General features: G+C 73.2%; 17 protein-coding genes and 1 tRNA gene. 7 read left to right on the forward strand and 11 right to left on the reverse strand.

The window, feature by feature from the left end; all coding sequences use genetic code 11:
• Positions 1–2: 2 nt before the first annotated feature.
• The 9 genes from E5N76_RS26170 to E5N76_RS26210 form a co-directional block, all read right to left on the reverse strand.
• Complete coding sequence (locus tag E5N76_RS26170) at positions 3–1,058, reverse strand: glycosyltransferase family 2 protein (RefSeq protein ID WP_235907896.1); 1,056 nt, start codon at positions 1,056–1,058, stop codon at positions 3–5.
• A gap of 38 nt (positions 1,059–1,096) precedes the next feature.
• A complete protein-coding gene (locus E5N76_RS31190; RefSeq protein WP_187830418.1) occupies positions 1,097–2,008 on the reverse strand; it encodes a lysophospholipid acyltransferase family protein in 912 nt (303 codons plus the stop codon).
• Positions 2,009–2,014: 6 nt separating this feature from the next.
• Entirely contained in the window at positions 2,015–3,604 is a 1,590-nt protein-coding gene (locus tag E5N76_RS26180) for a phytoene desaturase family protein (protein ID WP_149540766.1), read from the reverse strand.
• Positions 3,605–3,776: 172 nt separating this feature from the next.
• Entirely contained in the window at positions 3,777–5,360 is a 1,584-nt protein-coding gene (gene crtI / locus E5N76_RS26185) for a phytoene desaturase family protein (protein WP_149540768.1), read from the reverse strand.
• Positions 5,361–6,159: 799 nt separating this feature from the next.
• Positions 6,160–7,095: a hypothetical protein gene (locus E5N76_RS26190; RefSeq protein WP_149540770.1), complete on the reverse strand. Its 936-nt coding sequence runs from the start codon at positions 7,093–7,095 to the stop codon at positions 6,160–6,162.
• A 7-nt stretch (positions 7,096–7,102) separates the two neighbouring features.
• Positions 7,103–7,618: an adenine phosphoribosyltransferase gene (locus tag E5N76_RS26195; RefSeq protein ID WP_149540868.1), complete on the reverse strand. Its 516-nt coding sequence runs from the start codon at positions 7,616–7,618 to the stop codon at positions 7,103–7,105.
• A gap of 127 nt (positions 7,619–7,745) precedes the next feature.
• On the reverse strand, positions 7,746–7,937 hold the full coding sequence (locus tag E5N76_RS26200) for a DUF2842 domain-containing protein (RefSeq protein WP_149540772.1): 192 nt from the start codon (positions 7,935–7,937) through the stop codon (positions 7,746–7,748).
• 95 nt (positions 7,938–8,032) lie between these two features.
• Positions 8,033–8,109: transfer RNA gene (locus tag E5N76_RS26205), tRNA-Pro, on the reverse strand.
• A gap of 243 nt (positions 8,110–8,352) precedes the next feature.
• Positions 8,353–8,937 carry an LOG family protein gene (locus E5N76_RS26210; RefSeq protein ID WP_149540774.1) on the reverse strand — a complete coding sequence of 195 codons (585 nt, stop codon included), beginning with the start codon at positions 8,935–8,937 and terminating at the stop codon, positions 8,353–8,355.
• A gap of 400 nt (positions 8,938–9,337) precedes the next feature.
• Between E5N76_RS26210 and E5N76_RS26215 the strand changes: the two genes are divergently transcribed.
• Positions 9,338–9,772: a c-type cytochrome gene (locus tag E5N76_RS26215; RefSeq protein WP_149540776.1), complete on the forward strand. Its 435-nt coding sequence runs from the start codon at positions 9,338–9,340 to the stop codon at positions 9,770–9,772.
• Between the two features lie 295 nt (positions 9,773–10,067).
• Here E5N76_RS26215 and E5N76_RS26220 read toward each other — a convergent pair whose 3' ends face one another.
• Positions 10,068–10,751 (reverse strand): cytochrome b/b6 domain-containing protein, encoded by a 684-nt coding sequence (locus tag E5N76_RS26220; protein WP_149540778.1) that lies wholly within the window; start codon positions 10,749–10,751, stop codon positions 10,068–10,070.
• 203 nt (positions 10,752–10,954) lie between these two features.
• On the opposite strand from E5N76_RS26220, the gene E5N76_RS26225 reads away from it, so the two are divergent.
• On the forward strand, positions 10,955–12,121 hold the full coding sequence (locus E5N76_RS26225) for a LysM peptidoglycan-binding domain-containing protein (RefSeq protein WP_149540780.1): 1,167 nt from the start codon (positions 10,955–10,957) through the stop codon (positions 12,119–12,121).
• Here the strand turns inward: E5N76_RS26225 and E5N76_RS26230 are convergent.
• The gene (locus tag E5N76_RS26230) at positions 12,049–12,489 is read right to left on the reverse strand and encodes a hypothetical protein (RefSeq protein ID WP_149540782.1); all 441 of its coding nucleotides are present in this window, start codon (positions 12,487–12,489) and stop codon (positions 12,049–12,051) included. The genes E5N76_RS26225 and E5N76_RS26230 overlap by 73 nt on opposite strands.
• A gap of 48 nt (positions 12,490–12,537) precedes the next feature.
• On the opposite strand from E5N76_RS26230, the gene E5N76_RS26235 reads away from it, so the two are divergent.
• From E5N76_RS26235 to E5N76_RS26255, 5 genes are all read left to right on the forward strand, one after another.
• Positions 12,538–13,233: a phosphatidylserine decarboxylase gene (locus E5N76_RS26235; RefSeq protein WP_149540784.1), complete on the forward strand. Its 696-nt coding sequence runs from the start codon at positions 12,538–12,540 to the stop codon at positions 13,231–13,233.
• Positions 13,230–14,132, forward strand: coding sequence for a CDP-alcohol phosphatidyltransferase family protein (locus E5N76_RS26240; protein ID WP_149540786.1), 903 nt, complete (start codon positions 13,230–13,232; stop codon positions 14,130–14,132). The genes E5N76_RS26235 and E5N76_RS26240 overlap by 4 nt, the downstream gene beginning before the upstream one ends.
• A 417-nt stretch (positions 14,133–14,549) precedes the next feature.
• Positions 14,550–15,332, forward strand: coding sequence for an alpha/beta fold hydrolase (locus E5N76_RS26245; protein WP_187830419.1), 783 nt, complete (start codon positions 14,550–14,552; stop codon positions 15,330–15,332).
• A gap of 5 nt (positions 15,333–15,337) precedes the next feature.
• Positions 15,338–16,285 (forward strand): alpha/beta hydrolase, encoded by a 948-nt coding sequence (locus tag E5N76_RS26250; RefSeq protein ID WP_149540790.1) that lies wholly within the window; start codon positions 15,338–15,340, stop codon positions 16,283–16,285.
• Positions 16,286–16,713: 428 nt separating this feature from the next.
• A complete protein-coding gene (locus E5N76_RS26255; RefSeq protein ID WP_149540792.1) occupies positions 16,714–17,481 on the forward strand; it encodes an SDR family NAD(P)-dependent oxidoreductase in 768 nt (255 codons plus the stop codon).
• The last annotated feature ends 98 nt before the right edge of the window (positions 17,482–17,579 follow it).

Here is a 17,579-nt window from a genome sequence, read left to right on the forward strand (position 1 = left end):
CCTCATGCCCCCCTTGTGGCCGGATATGCGCGGCCTTTCCAGCCCGCCTTCCGGCCGAGCGCCGCCCGCCCCAGCGCATCCCATTGAATCGCCAGGGCGACCAGCACCGTCAGCGGGTGCAGCGGCACGCTCCACCAGGGCTCGCGCACCCGCCAGGTGAGCAGGGCGCGCAGCCCGAGGGAGAGGCCGAGCGCCGCCCAAGCCAGCCCCGCCGGCAACAGGGCGAAGGGGGCGAGGTGGCCGCCCGCCAGCAACAGGGTCCAGACCGGCAGGCCGAGCGGCGTCGCCATCCCCTCCCGCGCATTCTTCACGAAGCCGGCCCAGGCCTCGCCCAGGCCGCGATACATCCGGCAGGTGGCAAGCGGCGCGCCATCCACCACTTCCGTCCGCAACCCGGCGGCGCGGCAGCTTCGGGCCAGGGCCATGGCCTCATGCAGCACGCCGCGCAGCGCGGCATGGCCGCCCACCGACTCATAGGCGGCGCGCTCGCAGAGCAGGAGCTGGCCGCAGGCGGCGGCCAGCGCCGGGTGGCGGGTGAAGGCGCGGCCGATGCCGGGCAGGTAGCCCAGCAGCAGCAGGTTGATGGCCGGCACCGTCAACGCCTCCCCCAGGCTGCCGATCGCCTGGCACGGCACGCCGGAGACCAGCGCCACCCGCCGTTCCACAGCATGCGCGGCCATGGCGGCGGCGGCCTGCGGCGCCAGCCGCACATCGGCATCGAGGAACAGCAGATGCGTGCCCCGCGCCGCCTCGGCCAGCTTCGCGCAGGCATGCACCTTGCCGGTCCAGCCCGGGGGCAAGGGCGGCGCCGCCAGCAGCCGCACCCGGGCATCCGCCGCGGCAAGCCGCGCCACGATCTCCCCGGTGCCGTCCGAGGAGCCGTCATCCATCACCAGAATCTCCACCGCGACGCCCTGGCTGGCCCGCGCGGCTTCCACGCAGGCGGCGATGTTCGCCGCCTCGTCGCGCGCCGGGATCAGCACCGAAACCAGCACCCCTGGCGCCGGCACAGGCCGCAAGCGCGGCAGCAACAGCAAATTCGCCGCGGCCAGCAGCACGGGCAATGCCGCCAGAAGCAAAACCGCACAGGCCATCGTCACCGCCGGCCAAGGGGGGCTTTGCCCCCCTTGAACCCCCCACCAAAGGCCGAAGGGCCTTTGGAAACCATATTTTCCCCGCCCTCCAACCCGTCCGCCCGGGGATCATGCCGCGGGTCGAACCGACGCCCGCGCACCAGCGCACCCAGCCGGCGCCACACCTGGTACACGCCACCCATCCCCGCGCGCCCGCGCAGCACCGGCAGAAAACGCGACGGATCGCGCGCCATGGCATCCGTGGCCAGGCGATCCATTACCGCCTCCAGCGCGCGGGCCAGCGCCGCTTCCCGCGCAACGCGATCCATGGCGGCCAGGGCCGCACCCTCCAGCGGCGGGCCGAACGCCGCCAGCATCTCCGGCGCCTGCTCCGACCAGAAGGGGTATTCCAGCGCCAAAGGCAGAAACCGTGCCCTCGGCGCCAGCTCCGCCAGCCGCACCAGCCCCGGCGCGATCGGCACCGGGCGCTGCCGCACATCCACGAAGCGGCCCGGCGCATTCAGCCACAGCATATGGCCCGGCAACGCCAGCACCTCCTCCGCCACGCGGAGGAAGGCCAGCGCCCCGAGCACCGAATGCTGCGCCACCCCGAACACGCCGATGCGCCGCATGAAGCCGTATTTCGCCAGCGCCTCGGCATCCATCGGCGTCATCATCCGCCGCCCGGGAAACAGCGCATCGGCGAGCAGCAGGAAGGCCACCCCATCCCACCAGGAGGGATGATTGGCATAGACCACCAGCGGCCCGTCCCACCCCGCCTCCGGCACCCCCCAGGCCGCCAGCCTGACCGCCCGCAGATGCCGCCGGGCGTGCCGCGCGAAGGCGCGGCAGAAGAAGGCGTGCCGCCAGGGCGAGAACAGCGCCGCCGGGCCGGGCCCCGCGCCCCGCGCCGCCGCCGCGCCCCGCCTCGCCACCGCCCGCTATTCCGCCGCCAGCCCGGCCCGCAGCGCCTCCCGCTGCCCGGCCCGCTCGGCGTCCGCCGACATGCCGCGCCCGCCGAAATCCTGGTCCAGCGCATCGGCGGCGATCCAGCCGGACATCATCACCATCGGCATCCCCGGCCCCGGATGCGCCGCCCCGCCCGCCAGATACAGCCCCTTCACCGTTTTCGAGCGGTTCCCCGGCTTGAACGCGCCCAGGAAGGCCCCGTGCGAGGCCAGCCCGTAGATCGCCCCCTGCAGCACCCGGTAGCGATTATGGATATCCGCCGGCGTCAGCCCGCTCTCCACCACGATCCGCTCCTCGATATCCTCCAGCCCGGCCGTGCGCTTCAGCTTCTCCAGGATCACCTGCCGATAGGCCGGGAAGATCCGCGCCCAATCCTGCCCCGGCCGCAGATGCGGCGTGTGCACCAGCACATAGAGCGCCTCGCCGCCCTCCGGCGCCACCGAGGGATCGCTGATCGAGGGCGCCGCCAGGTAGCAGGTCGGGTCCGGCGCCGGCTCGCCGCGGCCATAGATGGCGTCGAACTCCTCCTCCGCGTCGCGGGAGAAGACGAAATCATGATGCGCCAGGTGCTCGTAGCGCTGCTTCAGGCCGAGATAGAGCACCACGCCGGAGCAGGCCGGCTCCGGGTGTTTCCGCGCATAGCGCTCCCCCACCTCGCCGCCCACCAGCTCCCGATAGGTGCGGACGGCGTCCATGTTGGAGATGACCGCCTCGCAGGGGAGGCGTTCGCCGGTGGCGGTCCGGACCGCCGCTACCGCCCCGCTCTCCAGCTCGAACCCTGCCACCTCCACGCCGGTGCGCAGCTCCACGCCCAGCGAGGCCGCCAGCCTCGCCAGCCCCTCCGCCACCGCCCGCGTGCCGCCCAGCGGATACCAGACGCCCTCGCTCGCCTGCATGTCGCCGATCGAGCACAGCACCGCGGGCGCCAGATAGGGGCTGGAGCCCACATACTGGCAGAAATGGTCCAGCATCTGCGCCAGCCGCGCATCGGGCACATGGCCGCGGATCACCTTCGCCATGCTCTGGCCCATGCGCAGCGCCAGCACGTCCCGCATGGTGCCGGGGGCGAGGTTGCTTTTCAGGTCGATGGTGTCGAGCATCGACTCCACCGGCTTCCAGAAGAAGAATTTCTCCGAGACCTCGTGCAGGTGCCGCGCCACCTGCTGGAAGCGGACATAGCCGCTTCCCTGCTGCCCCTGCGGCGCGAAGCGGTCCATCGCCGCCGCCATGGTGCCGACGTCTTCCAGCAGGTCGATCCGCGTGTTGTCGGCGAAGAAGCAGCGCCATTGCGGGTCGAGGCGCAGCAGCGGCAATTCGGCCGCCTGGTCGCGCCCCGCCTCGGCATAGATCCGGCGCAGCACGCGCGGCACGGTGAGGATGGTGGGGCCCATGTCGAAGCGGAAGCGGCCGCTGCCATCCGGCGCCTCCAGATGCAGCACCGCCGCCTTGCCGCCCAGCCAGGCATTGCGTTCCAGCACCACCACCCGGTGGCCGCGCGCCGCCGCCACCACGGCCGCCGCCAGCCCCCCCAGCCCGCCGCCGACCACCACCACCCGTACCATGGGTCTCTCCCTCTTCCGCGCGCGGGCCGCAGGCCGGCCTGAGCATGGCGGGCCGTCGGGGCGGGCTCAACCGATGATCGGCCTGGCCGGAGCTAGAGCGTGATCGGTTGAGGCCGGGGAAATCATGCGCTGGAACAGTCGTCACGCGGCGGGTCTTCCACCGGCGCATTCCCTACTCCGCCGGCGTATAGGCCGGCGCCAGCCCGGCCAGCCCGCCGCCTTGCGGCGCCGGGCGCAGCCCGAGATCCCGCGCCAGCAGCCCGGCGGTGATCCGCGCCCCCTCATAGATCACCGGCAGCCCGCTGCCGGGATGGGTGCCGCCGCCCACCAGATACACCCCCTCCACCCCGGCGAAGCGGTTGCGCGGCCGGAAGCCCAGCATCTGGCCCAGATCATGGCTGAGGTTGAAGGTGGCGCCGAAGCCCACCGCGTAACGCGCCTGCCAATCCTCGGGCGTCACCATCACCTCGGCGCGGATGCGGGGTTCGATGTCCGGCAGGCCGATCGCCCGCAGCCGGTCCAGCGCCAGGCGGCGATAGCGTGGCGCCTCGCGCGCCCAGTCGATGCCCGCCCCCCGGCGCAGATTGGGCACCGGCACCAGCAGATAGAGGCTGCTATGCCCCGCCGGCGCCATGGAGGGATCGGTCGCGCCCGGATGGTGCAGATAGAGGCTCGGCATATCCGGGATCTCCCCGGATTCGATCTGGCGGATGTTGCGCCGGTACGCCTCCGCCAGAAGCACGGTGTGGTGGGCAAGACCGGGGAAGCTGCCCTCCACGCCGAGATAGAGCATGAAGGTGGAGCAGGAATAGCGCGCCGCGGCGATCCGCCGGTCCGGCCAGAGGCGCCGCAGCGCATCCGGGATCAGGCGCGGGATGGCGTGGGCGAAATCGGCATTCACCACCACCGCGTCCGCGGCATGGCGCGCCCCGCCCGATTCCACCCCCACCGCGCGGCGGCCGGCGAAGGCGATGCGCTCCACCGGCGTTTCCAGCCGGATCTCCACCCCGAGCCTCGCCGCCACCCGCGCCATGGCGGCGGCGACCGCGCCGCAGCCGCCGCGCGGATGGAAGATGCCATGCTCGTATTCCAGGAAGCTGAGGATGGTGAACAGGCTGGGGCAGCGGAACGGGCTCATCCCCAGATATTTGGACTGGAAGGAGAAGGCGAGGCGCACCCGCGGGTCGCGGAAATGCCGGGCCAGATCCTGGTCCAGGCTGCGATGCGGCCGCAGCAGGGCCAGGCTGCGCAGCAGGGACGGGGAGAGGTGGTCGCACAGGCCGCAGAAGGGCCGTTCCAGCACCGGGCGGAAGGCCTCCAGCTTGCGGCGATTCTCCGCCAGGAAGCCGTGCAGCCCGCGCGCATCGGCGGGGCAGAGCCGGGCGATCTCCGCCTCCATCCGGGCGAGGTCGGGCGTCGCGTCCAGCGTCGCGGCGCCCTCGAAGACCAGGCGGTATTGCGGGTCCAGCCGAAGCAGCTCCACCTCCGCCGCCAGCTCGGCGCCGCAGGCGGCGAAGATCTCGGCGAGGATGCGGGGGTAGAGGAAGAAGGTGGGGCCGAGGTCGAAGCGGTAGCCGCCCGGCGCTTCCAGCGTGCGGCTGCGGCCGCCGATCGCCGCATCCTTCTCGAACAGGATGACGCGCGCCCCCTGGGCGGCCAGCAGCATGGCGGCGGCGAGGCCCCCGGGGCCGGCGCCGATGACGGCGATGCGGGGGCGATGGGGCCAGAGCGCAGGCGAGGCGGGCAGGGCGGTCATGCGCTACCGATACGGCCTTGTCCCGCGGCGGCGCGTCAATGGCCGTGCCGCAAGGAACCGCCTACTCGCGGTTGCGTGACCTGGAGGGCGTTTCCGCCAAGAGTGGGGAGGGCCGGCCGATGCCGGGGGGAAAGCCCCCGGCATCGTCAGCCGTCAGGCGCCGAGGCGGAGGCCGCCGCGCATTTCGTCGAAGCCTTCGCGCTGGGCTTCGTGGTCGGTGAAGAGGCCGGCAACCACCAGGGCGGCAAGGCCGATCAGGAACGGGAACATGGTCGAGGGATCCTTACGGGTTGAGTTCCTCCCTACCCTCGGCACTCAATGTTGCAGTGCACCATGGCGTTTTCAAGGCGGAATTGCTGCGTTGCGTCTCACGCATTATGCCCGGATGTGGCAGGGCGTGATCGCCGCTGTCCCACCACCATGCCGGGGCCACGCCAAGCGTGATCGCCGCTGTCCCACCACCATGCCAGGGGCCACGCCAGGCGTGATCGCCGCTGTCCCACCACCATGCCAGGGGCCACGCCAGGCGTGATCGCCGCTGTCCCACCACCATGCCAGGGGCCACGCCAGGCAGGATCGCCGCCGTCCCACGCCCGTATCGGGACACGGTAGGCATGGTCGCCGCAGTCGTCTCCAATGCCTGGAGGCTCCATGCCTTGAGGCGGGGGGGGCATGACCGCCCCCGTTGAAACCGGCCGCCTGATGCCCGCCGCGGCTTTGCCGCGGCGGGCTGTGCGAGTCCTCGGAAAGGCAGCGCCTCCGGGGCCCCCACGGCGTCGCGCAGCGACGTCGTGGGGAGCTAATCCGCGCGCCAGCCGAGGCGCCGCTGCAGCCAGCCGCGATAGGCGAGGCTGGTCGATTCCGGCGGCGGGGCCAGTTGCGGGTATTCCGCCCCCGGCAGCAGCCGCAGCCCGGGCACCAGCGCCGCCCTGCCTTCCTCCACCCAGCGTTGCGCCGCGCCGCGCCACAACGCCACGGTATTGCCCGGCGTCAGCGCCGGCAGCACCACCATGGCCTGCAGCCGGGCATGCGCCGCGGCGATCAGCAGCGCGGCGCGCAGCTCGGGCGGGCCGGCGGTCTCCAGCAGCGGGCCCAGCGCGGCATCCAGCGCCAGCCAGGGTTGCAGGCCGAGCGCCGCCAGCCGGGCAGGGGCGTCCGCGCCCTGCAGCAGCAGCGCGTTCACCGCGCCCTCGCGCAGCGCCGCCTCCGCCGCCGGGCCGCCGAGGCCGGCCACCGGCCGGGCCGGCACGCCCAGCAGGTCCAGCGCCAGCAGCGCCGCCATGCCGGGATGGTCCGGCGTGGGCAGGGCGATGCGCGCCGGCGGTGCGCCCCGGGCCGGCGGCGCGTGCGGCCCGGCCAGCAGCACCGGCGCCTCCGCCCCGCAGACCGGCAGCCAGCCGGAGGCCTCGAACCGCGCCCGCGGATCGCCGATCAGCCGGGCCTGCAGCGCCGCGCCGGGCAGCACCAGCAGGGCGCGGCCATCCGGGGCCGCGGCCGTCGCGAAGCGGTTGGCCGCCGTCACCCCATCCGGCCCGCCCAGCACCACCGGGTGCAGCGCCACCGCCGTGGTGGCGCCGCGGGCCAGCGAGGCCGCCAGCCGTACCGCCCATTGCGCCAGGGGGCCGTCCCCCGGGCCCGGCACCAGCAGCTCCGCCGCGGCCGGCAGCACCGCTCTGGCCGGGCTGGCGGCCAGCAGCGTGGCGGCGGCGGCGGCGAGGAGCGGGCGGCGGCGCATCACCCGCTCAATCGTCGTAGCGCAGCAGCGTCTCGCATGGCACGTCCAGGCGCTGGCGGCCTTTGAGGAAGGTCAGCTCGATCAGCGCCGCGGTGGCCGGCACCTCCGCCCCTGCCCGGCGCAGCAGGGCGACGCCCGCCGCCATGGTGCCGCCGGTGGCCAGCAGGTCGTCCAGCAGCACCACCCGCTGGCCGGGCGCCACCGCATCGGCCTGCATCTCGATCCGGTCCGTGCCGTATTCCAGCGCGTAGTCCAGCCCGACCGTCGCGCCCGGCAGCTTGCGCGGCTTGCGCAGCATGATGAAGCCGAGGCCGAGTTCGAGGGCCAGCGGCGCGGCGATGAGGAAGCCGCGGCTTTCGATGCCGGCGAGCAGGTGCGGCTGGTAGGGGCGGATGGCGGCGGCGAGGCGCGCCATGGCGGCCTGCCAGGCCGGCCCGTGCCGCAGCAGGGTGGAGATGTCGTAGAACAGGATGCCGGGCTTCGGGAAATCCGGAATGCCGCGGATATGGGCCTTGAGGTCGATATCGGCGGTCTCGCCGGGGCTGAGAGGCATGGGCCGGGAGCACCCTTCGCTACGGTTGCGCCCGCCGGGGGCGGCGCGGGAGGTTGCTCTTACCGCACCCGTCCGGCGCTGTCGCCACCCGGGCGCTTCAGCGCTGGCCGGCGCCCCAGAACATCAGCCAGCGGGCCGGCCAGGCCCAGGCGGTGCCGGCGATGAGGAAGAAGGGGATCTGCAGCGCCCAGTGCAGGCTGAGCACCCAGTCCGCCGCCTGCAGCACCAGGACGACATAGAGGAAAAAGCCGAGAAGCCCGGCGAGGCTGGCGAGGAGGATGCGCGGCATGGGCGCCAGATGCACCGCCGCGGCGCTGGCGCCAAGGGATGAAAAACCCCGCCAGCCCTTGCGGGGGCTGGCGGGGCTTCCCGGCGGCGCCGATTTGGTCGGAGCGAGAGGATTCGAACCTCCGGCCCCTGCGTCCCGAACACAGTGCTCTACCAGGCTGAGCTACGCTCCGTCGGCCGCGGGTGGCGGGGTATAGCCTTGGTGGTGCTGTGCGGCAAGCGGGTGTTGAGGAAGCGCTGCTCCCCTCGCCGGGCGCAGCGCCCCCCACGCCCAGGCCCGAAGGGGCCCTGGAGCTTTGCGCCTCGACCGACGGGTCCAGGACCCAAGGTTTCCAAAGGCCCTTCGGCCTTTGGCGGGGTGAGCTCGAGAGGGGTCGCGCCGTAGGGCGCGCCTTACGGCGCAACGCCCCTCTCGACTACAGCCTTTCAGCAGGCCCCCCCGCCGTCACCGGCGCCGCTTCCAGCATGGCCAGCGCCGCCGGCACATCCGGCACCACCCGGAAGAACTCCCGGTTGTCCGGCGCGACGAAGCCATGCGCGATCATCGCATCCACCAGCGCCACCACCGGCCGCGCCCAGCCGCCGATATCCAGCAGGATGATCGGCTTCGCATGCAGCCGGAGCTGCCGCCAGGTCAGTACCTCCACCGTCTCGTCCAGCGTGCCGAGCCCCCCCGGCAAGGTCACGAAGGCATCCGCCAGCTCGAACATCCGGCGCTTGCGGCTATGCATGGAATCGGTGACCTCAATCTGCGCCAGGCGCGGGGAGGGGCGTTCCAGCCGGGTGAGGAATTCGGGGATGATGCCGCGCACCGTCCCGCCCGCCTCCGCCGCCGCCTCCGCCACCGTGCCCATCAGCCCGATGCCGCCGCCGCCATAGATCAGGGTGATGCCGCGGGCGGCCAGGCCCTGGCCCAGCGCCCGCGCGGCCTGGGCGAATTCCGGGTTGGCGCCGAGGCGGGAGCCGCAGAACACGGCGGCGGAGCGGATGGCAGGGGGCACGCGACTCTCCTTCGGCCGCCAGCATCCCGCGGCGCAGGGGCCGGGCGACGCTGGCCATTGTCTGCAGCGGCCTGCCGATGCCGCCGGGCAGGGCCCGGGACCGGCGAAGGCAGGGCACCAGGGCGACGCCCCGCCGGCCGGCCCGCCTGGGGGCTGCCCGACCGGGCATAAGCTGCTCTGGTTCCTTACGGTTCCGGGGCAGGGCGGCCATCCGGAGGGTCACCCCGAATGGCCGCCCTGCTCCGGCCAGGCGCCCTATAGCCGGTCCGGCGCCGCCGCCCCACCGGCATCTCGCCGGCGTTCCGGCCGAACGGGACGACCGTTCCGGTGAGGCTTGCCAGGGCGGGGCGAAATCTGTCCTCTCTGCCGCGCGGGCCGACGGGAGCCCAGGGAGAGGCGAATGCGGATCAGGCATTGGGTGGCGGTGCTGGCCCTGACGGGCCTCGCAGGCACGGCGCTGGCGCAAGGCAACGTCATCGCCGAGCGGCGGGAAGGGCTGAAGCGCATGGGCGCGCATATGGAAGCGATGAAGCCGGTGGCCGATGCGCGCGGCGATGTCCGCGCCCTGGTGCCGCGGCTGGACGACATGCTGGCCTTCTTCCGCACCCTGCCGGGCCTGTTCCCCGCCGGCTCCGGCGCCGGTGACACCAAGGCGCGGCCGGAGATCTGGCAGAATATGGGGGATTTCCAGGCGGTGAATGCGCGGATGGTCGGCCAGGTCGAGGCGCTGCGGACGGCCGCCGCGGCAGGCGATGCCGCCGCCTTCGCCGAGGCCTACCGGGTGACCGGCGCGCAATATTGCGGCGCCTGCCATCGCAATTACCGCGCCCGCTGAGGTGGGGCGGGGGCGGGGGCGGGGGCTTTGCCCGTTGGCGGCAATGCCGCCAACCCCAGGCAGAGGGCGCCGCCCTCGGCACTCCGCCGGGGAGGGGACCCGTCCCCGGACCCCGGCGGGAGTTTTGCAGCCGCCGCCAGCACCTGGCCGAAGGCTGTCGGACCTGGCGCTGCCCGGCCGCTTTGCGGCAGGCTAGAGCAGATCGCCGGAGGGCGGCATCGCCCGGAGGCGTGAATCTGCTCTACAATCCATAAGCTGGAGCGGTTTCGCGCTGCACAGTCAGCGTGAAACCGCTCTAGCCCAGCGAGCTCAGGCCGAAGACGATCGCCGCCGCCGCCGCCAGCAGCAGCAGCGCCAGCAGCGGGGAGCCGAGGCGCGGCGCCGGGATGCTCGCCGGCAGCCGCTTCCAGCCGGTGACCATCGGCCGCACCAGGTCGTGCCGCTTCACCAGCGCATAGGCCAGCACCGCCAGCACATGCAGCAGCACGGCGATCTGGAGCAGGCTGAAGATGCGGTGGTGCAGCCCGGTCAGCCGGTCGCTGACATCGCTCTCCACCAGCTTGGCCAGCGGCCCGTAATCGCCGTAGCCGCTATCGGCGAACAGGCCGGTGAGGGGCTGGGCCAGCAGCAACCCCAGCAGCACCAGCACCATCCAGCCGCCGGCGGCATTGTGCCCCACCTCCCGGTCCGGCTTGCCCGGGCGGAATTCCGCCAGATGGCGCAGCGCCGCGACCGGGGAGCGGAGGAAATGCCGGAATCGCGCCGTCTCCGAGCCGAATACCCCCCAGGCCAGGCGGAACAGCACCAGCGTCAGCACGGCATAGCCGGAGAGGAAATGGATCTGCATCCGCCCGGCCTGCACGCTCCACCAGCTAAGCCCGAGCAGCACCAGGATGACCCAGTGGCAGAGCCGCACCCAGCCATCCCACACCTTCACCGGCCGCACTGCCTCCGCCGGGCCTTCCGTCTCCGCCGCCATGCCTGCCGCTCCGTGCCTGACCATTCCGGGAAGCACGGCTGCCGGGGGCAAGGCAAGGCGGCCCGCGCGGCCCGTCGCCGCCGGGGTTTTCCGCCCCCGAGGTTTTTTCCCGCCGAGGCCCGGCAAGCCACTGCACCGGCCGGATATCTGGCCTATGCTGGGCCCTGACTCGCAGGGCGGTGGGGGCGGTGATCACTCGGCAATTGGCAACGGCCGGAATCGGCGTGGCGGCGGCGGGCGGCCTGCTCTGGACGGTGATGTCCGAGCGGGGGCAGGGGCTGCTGCGCCCGGTCCCCACGCCGCAGCCCCAGGCCACCGCCCCGGCCGCGGCCGCCGTCCCGGTGCCGGGCATCGCCGCCCCGGCGGTGACGCCGGAAGCGCGGCCGGATGCGCCGCGCTTCGACGTCGCCCGGGTGGGCGCCCGCGGCATGCTCGTCACCGCCGGCCGCGCCGCGCCGGGGGCGGAGGTGGTGCTGCTGGAAGCCGGGCGGGAGATCGGCCGCACCCGGGCCGATGCCCGCGGCGAATGGGTCATCCTGCCTGGGGAGGCGCTGGCCCCCGGGCTGCGCGAGCTCGCCCTCACCGCCCGCCGCGCCGGGGAGGATCCGGTGCCGGCGCAGGAGACGGTGCTGCTGATCGTCCCCGCCCCGCCGGCCGCCCTGGCGGAACGGCCCGAGCCGGGCGCCGGCGGCCAGCTCGCCGCCGAGGCGGCCGGCCCGGCGCCTGACGGCGCCTTGCCCGGTGCCGGTGCCGCCGGCTCGGCCGAGGCCGCTTCCGCCCAGGCCCGGGCCCTGCTCCTGCCCCCCACCAGCGGCCCCGCCGCCGCGCCGCGCCTGCTGCAGGGCGAGGCCCCCGCCGGCGACCCCGCCCGCCGCCGGCTGGAGCTGGATGTGGTGGATTACGACGAGGCCGGCGGCATGCGCTTCGCCGGCAGCGCCGCCCCCGGCGCCCGGGTGCGGGTCTATGTCGGCAGCGAGCATGCGGGCGATGCGGTGGCCGATGCCTCCGGCCGCTGGCAGCTTGCCCCGGAGCACCAGCCGCCGGTCGGCCGCCACACCCTGCGCGTCGACCAGCTCGCCGATGCCGGCACCGTCGCGGCGCGGATCGAGGTGCCCTTCCAGCGCGACCGCATCGAGGACGGGGCGGTGGTGGATGGCCGCACCGTGGTGCAGCCGGGCAGCAATCTCTGGCGCATCGCCCGCCGGGTCTATGGCCGCGGGGTGCGCTACACCGTCATCTACCAGGCCAACAAGAACCAGATCCGCGACCCGCGCTGGATCTACCCCGGCCAGGTGTTTCAGGTGCCGGACGCGCCCATCGCCGCCACCCCGACATCGGCGGTGCCGCCCAGCGCCAGCCGGTCCAGATAGGGGTCGATCTCCAGCGCGAAGCGCACCATGGAGGAGACCAGGCTGACCGCCGTCGGCGGATCGGCGAAGGGCGCCTCCGCCTCGATCCGGATGCGGTGGTCCGGCAGCAGCCGCAGCCGCCAGCCTTCCGGCAGGGCGTTGCGCATTTCCGCCAGGGTGGCGAAGGCGCGGGGCCGGTCCACCGCCCGGTCGGCCGTGGAGGGGACCCGCGCGGCGATGGTGGAAAGCTGCAGGCCGCGGGGCGAGAACCCCGCCTCGCAGCGCCGGCCGCGCCAATGGAAGCGCATGGCGGGCCGCACATCGGGCTCGCGCGTGTCGAGCGTGCCGTCGCGATGGACGGCGAAGGGGCCGAGGGGCAGGGGCGACATGCCGCGAATACTTGCCGCGGACAGGTGAACGCAGGATAAACCGCGCGCATGTCCCTCGGTCATAGCCTCAGCCTGGTGCTGGCCCCGCCGCACCCGGCCGGCCGTCCCTTCATCCTCGGCGGTGCCGTCGTCGCCCTGCTCGGCCTGCTCTGGCTGGGCGCCTGGCTGTTCTGGCTGGGGGCGATCTTCGCCCTGTTCTGCCTGTATTTCTTCCGCGACCCGGAACGGGTGCCGCCGCACCGGCCGGATCTGGTGCTGGCGCCGGCGGATGGGCATGTCGTCTCCATCGTCCAGGCGGTGCCGCCGGCGGAGCTGGGGCTGGATGCGGCGCCGCGCTGGCGGGTGGCGATCTTCCTCTCCGTCCTCGATGTGCATGTGAACCGGGTGCCGGCGGATGGCACGGTGACGCGCATCGCCTATCGCCACGGCGCCTATCTCAGCGCCAACCTGGACAAGGCCAGCGAGGAGAATGAGCGCAACGCCATCGCCCTGAAGCTGGCGGCTGGCGGCGATCTCGCCGTGGTGCAGATCGCCGGGCTGGTGGCGCGCCGCATCCTCTGCGACATCCGCGAGGGCGATGTGGTGCAGGCCGGCGAGCGCTTCGGCATCATCCGCTTCGGCAGCCGCACCGACGTGTATCTGCCGCATGGCGTGAAGCCGCTGGTGGAGGAGGGCCAGACCATGATCGGCGGCGAGACGGTGATCGCGGAGCTGAGCGTCGCGGCGCCGGGGGCGGCGGCATGAGCGGCGCGCAACGCCCGCCCGGGCTGCGCGGCAGGCTGCGCCGCTTCCGCCCGCGTACCCGGCCGCGCTTCGCCGGCCTCTCCTTCAACCGGCTGATCCCGAACATCCTCACCATGCTCGGCCTCTGCGCCGGGCTTTCCGCCATCCGCCTGGCGCTGGACGCGCAATGGGAGAAGGCGGCGGCGCTGGTGGTGGTCGCGGCGGCGATCGACGGGGTGGATGGCCGGCTGGCGCGGCTGCTGAAGGCGACCACCCGCTTCGGCGCGGAATTCGACAGCCTGTCGGATTTCCTCTGCTTCGGCGTGGCGCCGGGGCTGATCCTCTACCTCTGGTCGCTGCATGGCGGCGGCGGCTTCGGCTATGCGCCCTGCATCTTCTTCGCCGTCTGCTCCGCCCTGCGCCTCGCGCGCTTCAATGCCAGCATCGTGGAGGTGGCGGCGGTGCCGCTGGCCGGGCCGCCGCCCAAGCCGGCCTTCGCCCAGAGCTTCTTCACCGGCGTCCCGGCCCCGGCCGGGGCGGGGCTGGCGCTGTTCCCGATGTTCGCCGCCCTGGCCTTCGGCGCCTGGGGCTGGGAGGGGCTGGCGGCGGCGATCCGCCACCCGGCGGTCTCTGCCGTGATCCTGCTGGCGGTCGGGGCGCTGATGGTCTCCACCCTGCCGACCTGGAGCTTCAAGAATTTCAAGATCCCGGCGGGCTATGTGCTGCCGCTGCTGCTGGGCGTCGGTAGCTATGTCGCGGTGCTGCTGACCGAGCCCTGGGCGGCGCTGGCGGGCGGCGGGCTGATCTATGCCGGGATGCTGCCCTTCTCCCTGCGCTCCTACTGGCGGCTGGAGCGGGAGGCGGAGACGATGCTGGAGCCGGTGGTGGTGGGCGAGGGGCGGGAGCGCCCGGGGGGGTGAATGGGGCTCCGCCCCATGGGCATGGCAGTGAAGGTCGGGGGCTTTGTCCGTTGGCGGCAGTGCCGCCAACCCCCCCACCGGGGAGGGTACCCCTCCCCGGACCCCGGTCTGAGTCTTGGACCCGACGGTTGAACCTGCCGACTTGAACCGGGGTCGGGGGCCACCCCTCGGCGGGGGGTGGCGGCACTGCCGCCAACGGGCGAAGCCCCCACCGGCTTTGGCGGGGGCGGTACGTCGGGCAGAGTCCCAGTCCTTCCTCCCCTTATTCTTGTGCTTCCAAAACCGGCCTTGCAGGGCAGCCGTGACGGTTGCCCCCCATTGCCCGCCCATCCGGTAGCTTGCTAGGTTTTCGCGCGAGAAAGCGGGACGATCGGCCCGCCCAACGAAAACAACGTCCAAGCCATACGGAGTTCGCGCGTGACCGAGCCCGAACTGCTCACTGTCGAGATCAACGGCTTCCCCACCCGCATCTGGCGCAAGGGCAGCGGCAAGCCCCTGGGCTTCCTGGCCGGCTTCGGCGGGCTGCCGCGCTGGGTGCCTTTCCTCGATGCGCTGGCGGCGAAGCGTACCGTCATCGTGCCTTCCCTGCCGGGCTTCCCGGGCGGCGATCGCGGCCATTCGGTGCTCGACACCCATCTGGACTGGGTGCTGGCCACCCGCCGCCTCCTCGGCGCCGCGGGGCTGGATGGCGCCGATCTGGCGGCCAGCTCGGTCGGCGCCTCCCTCGCTGCGGAGGTCGCGGCGCTCTGGCCGGAAACCCGCCGGAAGCTGGCCCTCATCGCCCCCTTCGGCCTGTTCGATGAGAGGGACCCGCCCACCGACCCCTGGGCCCAGCGCATGACCGACCTGCCCGGCCTGCTGACCGCCGACCCGGAGCGCTGGAAGGCGCTGAAGGCGGTGCCGGAAGGCGCCAATTCCGTGGAATGGCCGATCGAGCAGACCCGTGCCAGCGAGGCCGCCGCCCGCATCTTCTGGCCGCTGGGCAATACCCGCTTGGAGAAGCGCCTGCCGCTGGTCTCCGCCCCCACCCTGCTGCTCTGGGGGGAGCAGGACCGGATCATGCCGCGCAGCTACGCCGCCCGCATCGCCGGCCTGCTGGGCGGCCCCAGCGAGACGCGTATCATCCCAGGCGCCGGCCATCTGGCGGAGCTCGACGCGCCGGAGGCGGTGGCCGCGGCGATCCTTGCCTTCACGGAGTGACCCCCATGCCGATCGACCCCGGGGCGCAGAGCGTCCTCGACCTCATCAAGCAGCTCGGCCGGCCGCCGATCCATACGCTGACGCCCGCCGAGGCGCGCGAGGCCTCGGCCAAATCCCGCACCATCCTGCAGCCGGAGGGGGAAGCGGTGGCCGAGTGCGAGGACATGGAATGCCCCGGCCCGCGCGGCCCCATCCGGCTGCGCCGCTACCGCGCCGCCGGCACGGCGGCGGCGGAGAAGCTGCCCTGCCTGCTCTATCTGCATGGCGGCGGCTGGGTGATCGGCGATCTGGACAGCCATGACCAGCCCTGCCGGCTCCTCGCCAATGCGGCGCGCTGCTGCGTCATCGCCGTGGATTACCGGATGGCGCCGGAGCATCCCTACCCGGCTGCGGTGGAGGATTGCGCCGCCGCCCTGCGCTTCGTGGCGGCGCAGGTGGAGGCGCTGCGCCTCGACCCCGCCCGGCTGGCGGTGGGCGGGGACAGCGCCGGCGGCAACCTGGCCGCGGTGCTGGCGCTGATGTCGCGCGACGGCGAGCTGCCGCCGGTGGGATTCCAGATGCTGCTCTACCCCGCCACCGACATGGCGGGCGAGCACCCGGCCTATCAGCGCTTCACCGAGGGGCTGATCCTGACCGACAAGACCATGCGCTGGTTCATCGACCATTACGTGCCGGAGAAGGCGCGGCGCTATGACTGGCAGGCCTCGCCGCTGCGTGCCGCCAGCCTCGCCGGGACCGCGACCGCCTATGTGATGACCGCCGGCTACGACCCGCTGGTGGATGAGGGCGCGGCCTATGCCCGGCGGCTGGAGGCGGATGGCGTGCGGGTAACGCATATCCATATGGCCGACCAGATCCACGCCTTCCTGACCATGGGGAAATTCGTCCCGGCCTCCGATCTGGCGCTGCGGCAGGCGGCGCTGGCCGTGGCGCATCACTGGGCGCATGGTTGATGGTGAAGGCCGGGGCGCTGCGGCCCCGGGCCTTTGGCTGTGCTTCCGGAGCTTGCGGTTCCGGCGGTGGCGCCGGCCGGGCTTGGCTGACCGCACCGGGCCTTGCGCGGGTCCGGGGCAGCGTCCGGCTGGCTGGGCCCGCGGATAGGTCCGGCGGGCTCGGTGCCCCCGGTCCGCAGGCCTGCGGCTCCGGACGCCGGCCTGTGTCTTCAAAGGTCTGCCTGTCCGCTCCGTTCGCCGGAAATCCGGCGGGCTTCGCGGGCAGGATACCAGGCGCGCCGGGCATTGTGGTTCCGGGGCAGGTATCCCCCTCCGGCTGAGGCCGTCCGGGGGAGATGGCTCCCGGCAAGGGGCCGGAGCGGTTGCCGTGACCCGAAGCGGGTAGGCACCGCCCCGGCCGAGGACCTCCAGGGCAGGACATAGAAACCATGGCAGGCATGCTGGAAGGCAAATCGGCGCTGATCACCGGGGCGGGCTCCGGCATCGGCCGCGCCGCGGCGCTGGCCTTCGCGCGGGAAGGCGCCTGGGTGGCGGCGGCGGACCTCACGCTGGAGACCGCCCAGCGGACCCTGGCTGCCATCGAGGCAGCGGGCGGCCAGGGCGTCGCCATCGCCTGCGACGTGACCGACGACGCCGCCGTCGCCGCGATGGTGGCGGCCACGGTGAACGCCTTCGGCGGGCTGGACTGCGCCTTCAACAATGCCGGCATCGCGCCCTACCAGGTGAACGCCATCGGCGTGGCGACGGCGGATATCGAGGAGGCGGCCTGGCAGCGCATCCTGGACGTGAACCTCACCGGCGTCTGGCGCTGCCTCAGGCATGAGGTGGCACAGATGCGCCGGCAGGGCGGCGGGGCCATCGTGAACACCGCCTCGATCGGCGGGCTGGTGGGGCTGCGGGGGTCTTCCGCCTATGCGGTCAGCAAGCATGCGGTGCTGGGGCTGACGAAGACGGCCGCCATCGACCATGCGGCGGACAACATCCGGGTGAACGCGGTCTGCCCGGGCTATATCGAGACGCCGATGACCGAGGAGTCCATGCGCCGGGCCGGGGAGCGCATCCTGGCACGGGTGCCGATGGCCAGGCTGGGCCAGCCGGGCGAGATCGCCGAGGCGGTGGTCTGGATGTGCTCCGACCGCGCGAGCTTCGTCACCGGCGCGGCCTGGACGGTGGATGGGGGCTATACTGCGGTGTGACGCGCTCTAGTGGCCCGATTCCGCAGTCCTGCGGGCTTCGTTCTCGGGCTATCAGCTTTTGTTTTCAGTGGCCTGCTTGTCCGCTGCGTTCGCTGGGA

Origin of the sequence: Siccirubricoccus phaeus (assembly GCF_008360935.1) — a bacterium.
In the GTDB taxonomy this organism is placed as follows: domain Bacteria; phylum Pseudomonadota; class Alphaproteobacteria; order Acetobacterales; family Acetobacteraceae; genus Siccirubricoccus; species Siccirubricoccus phaeus.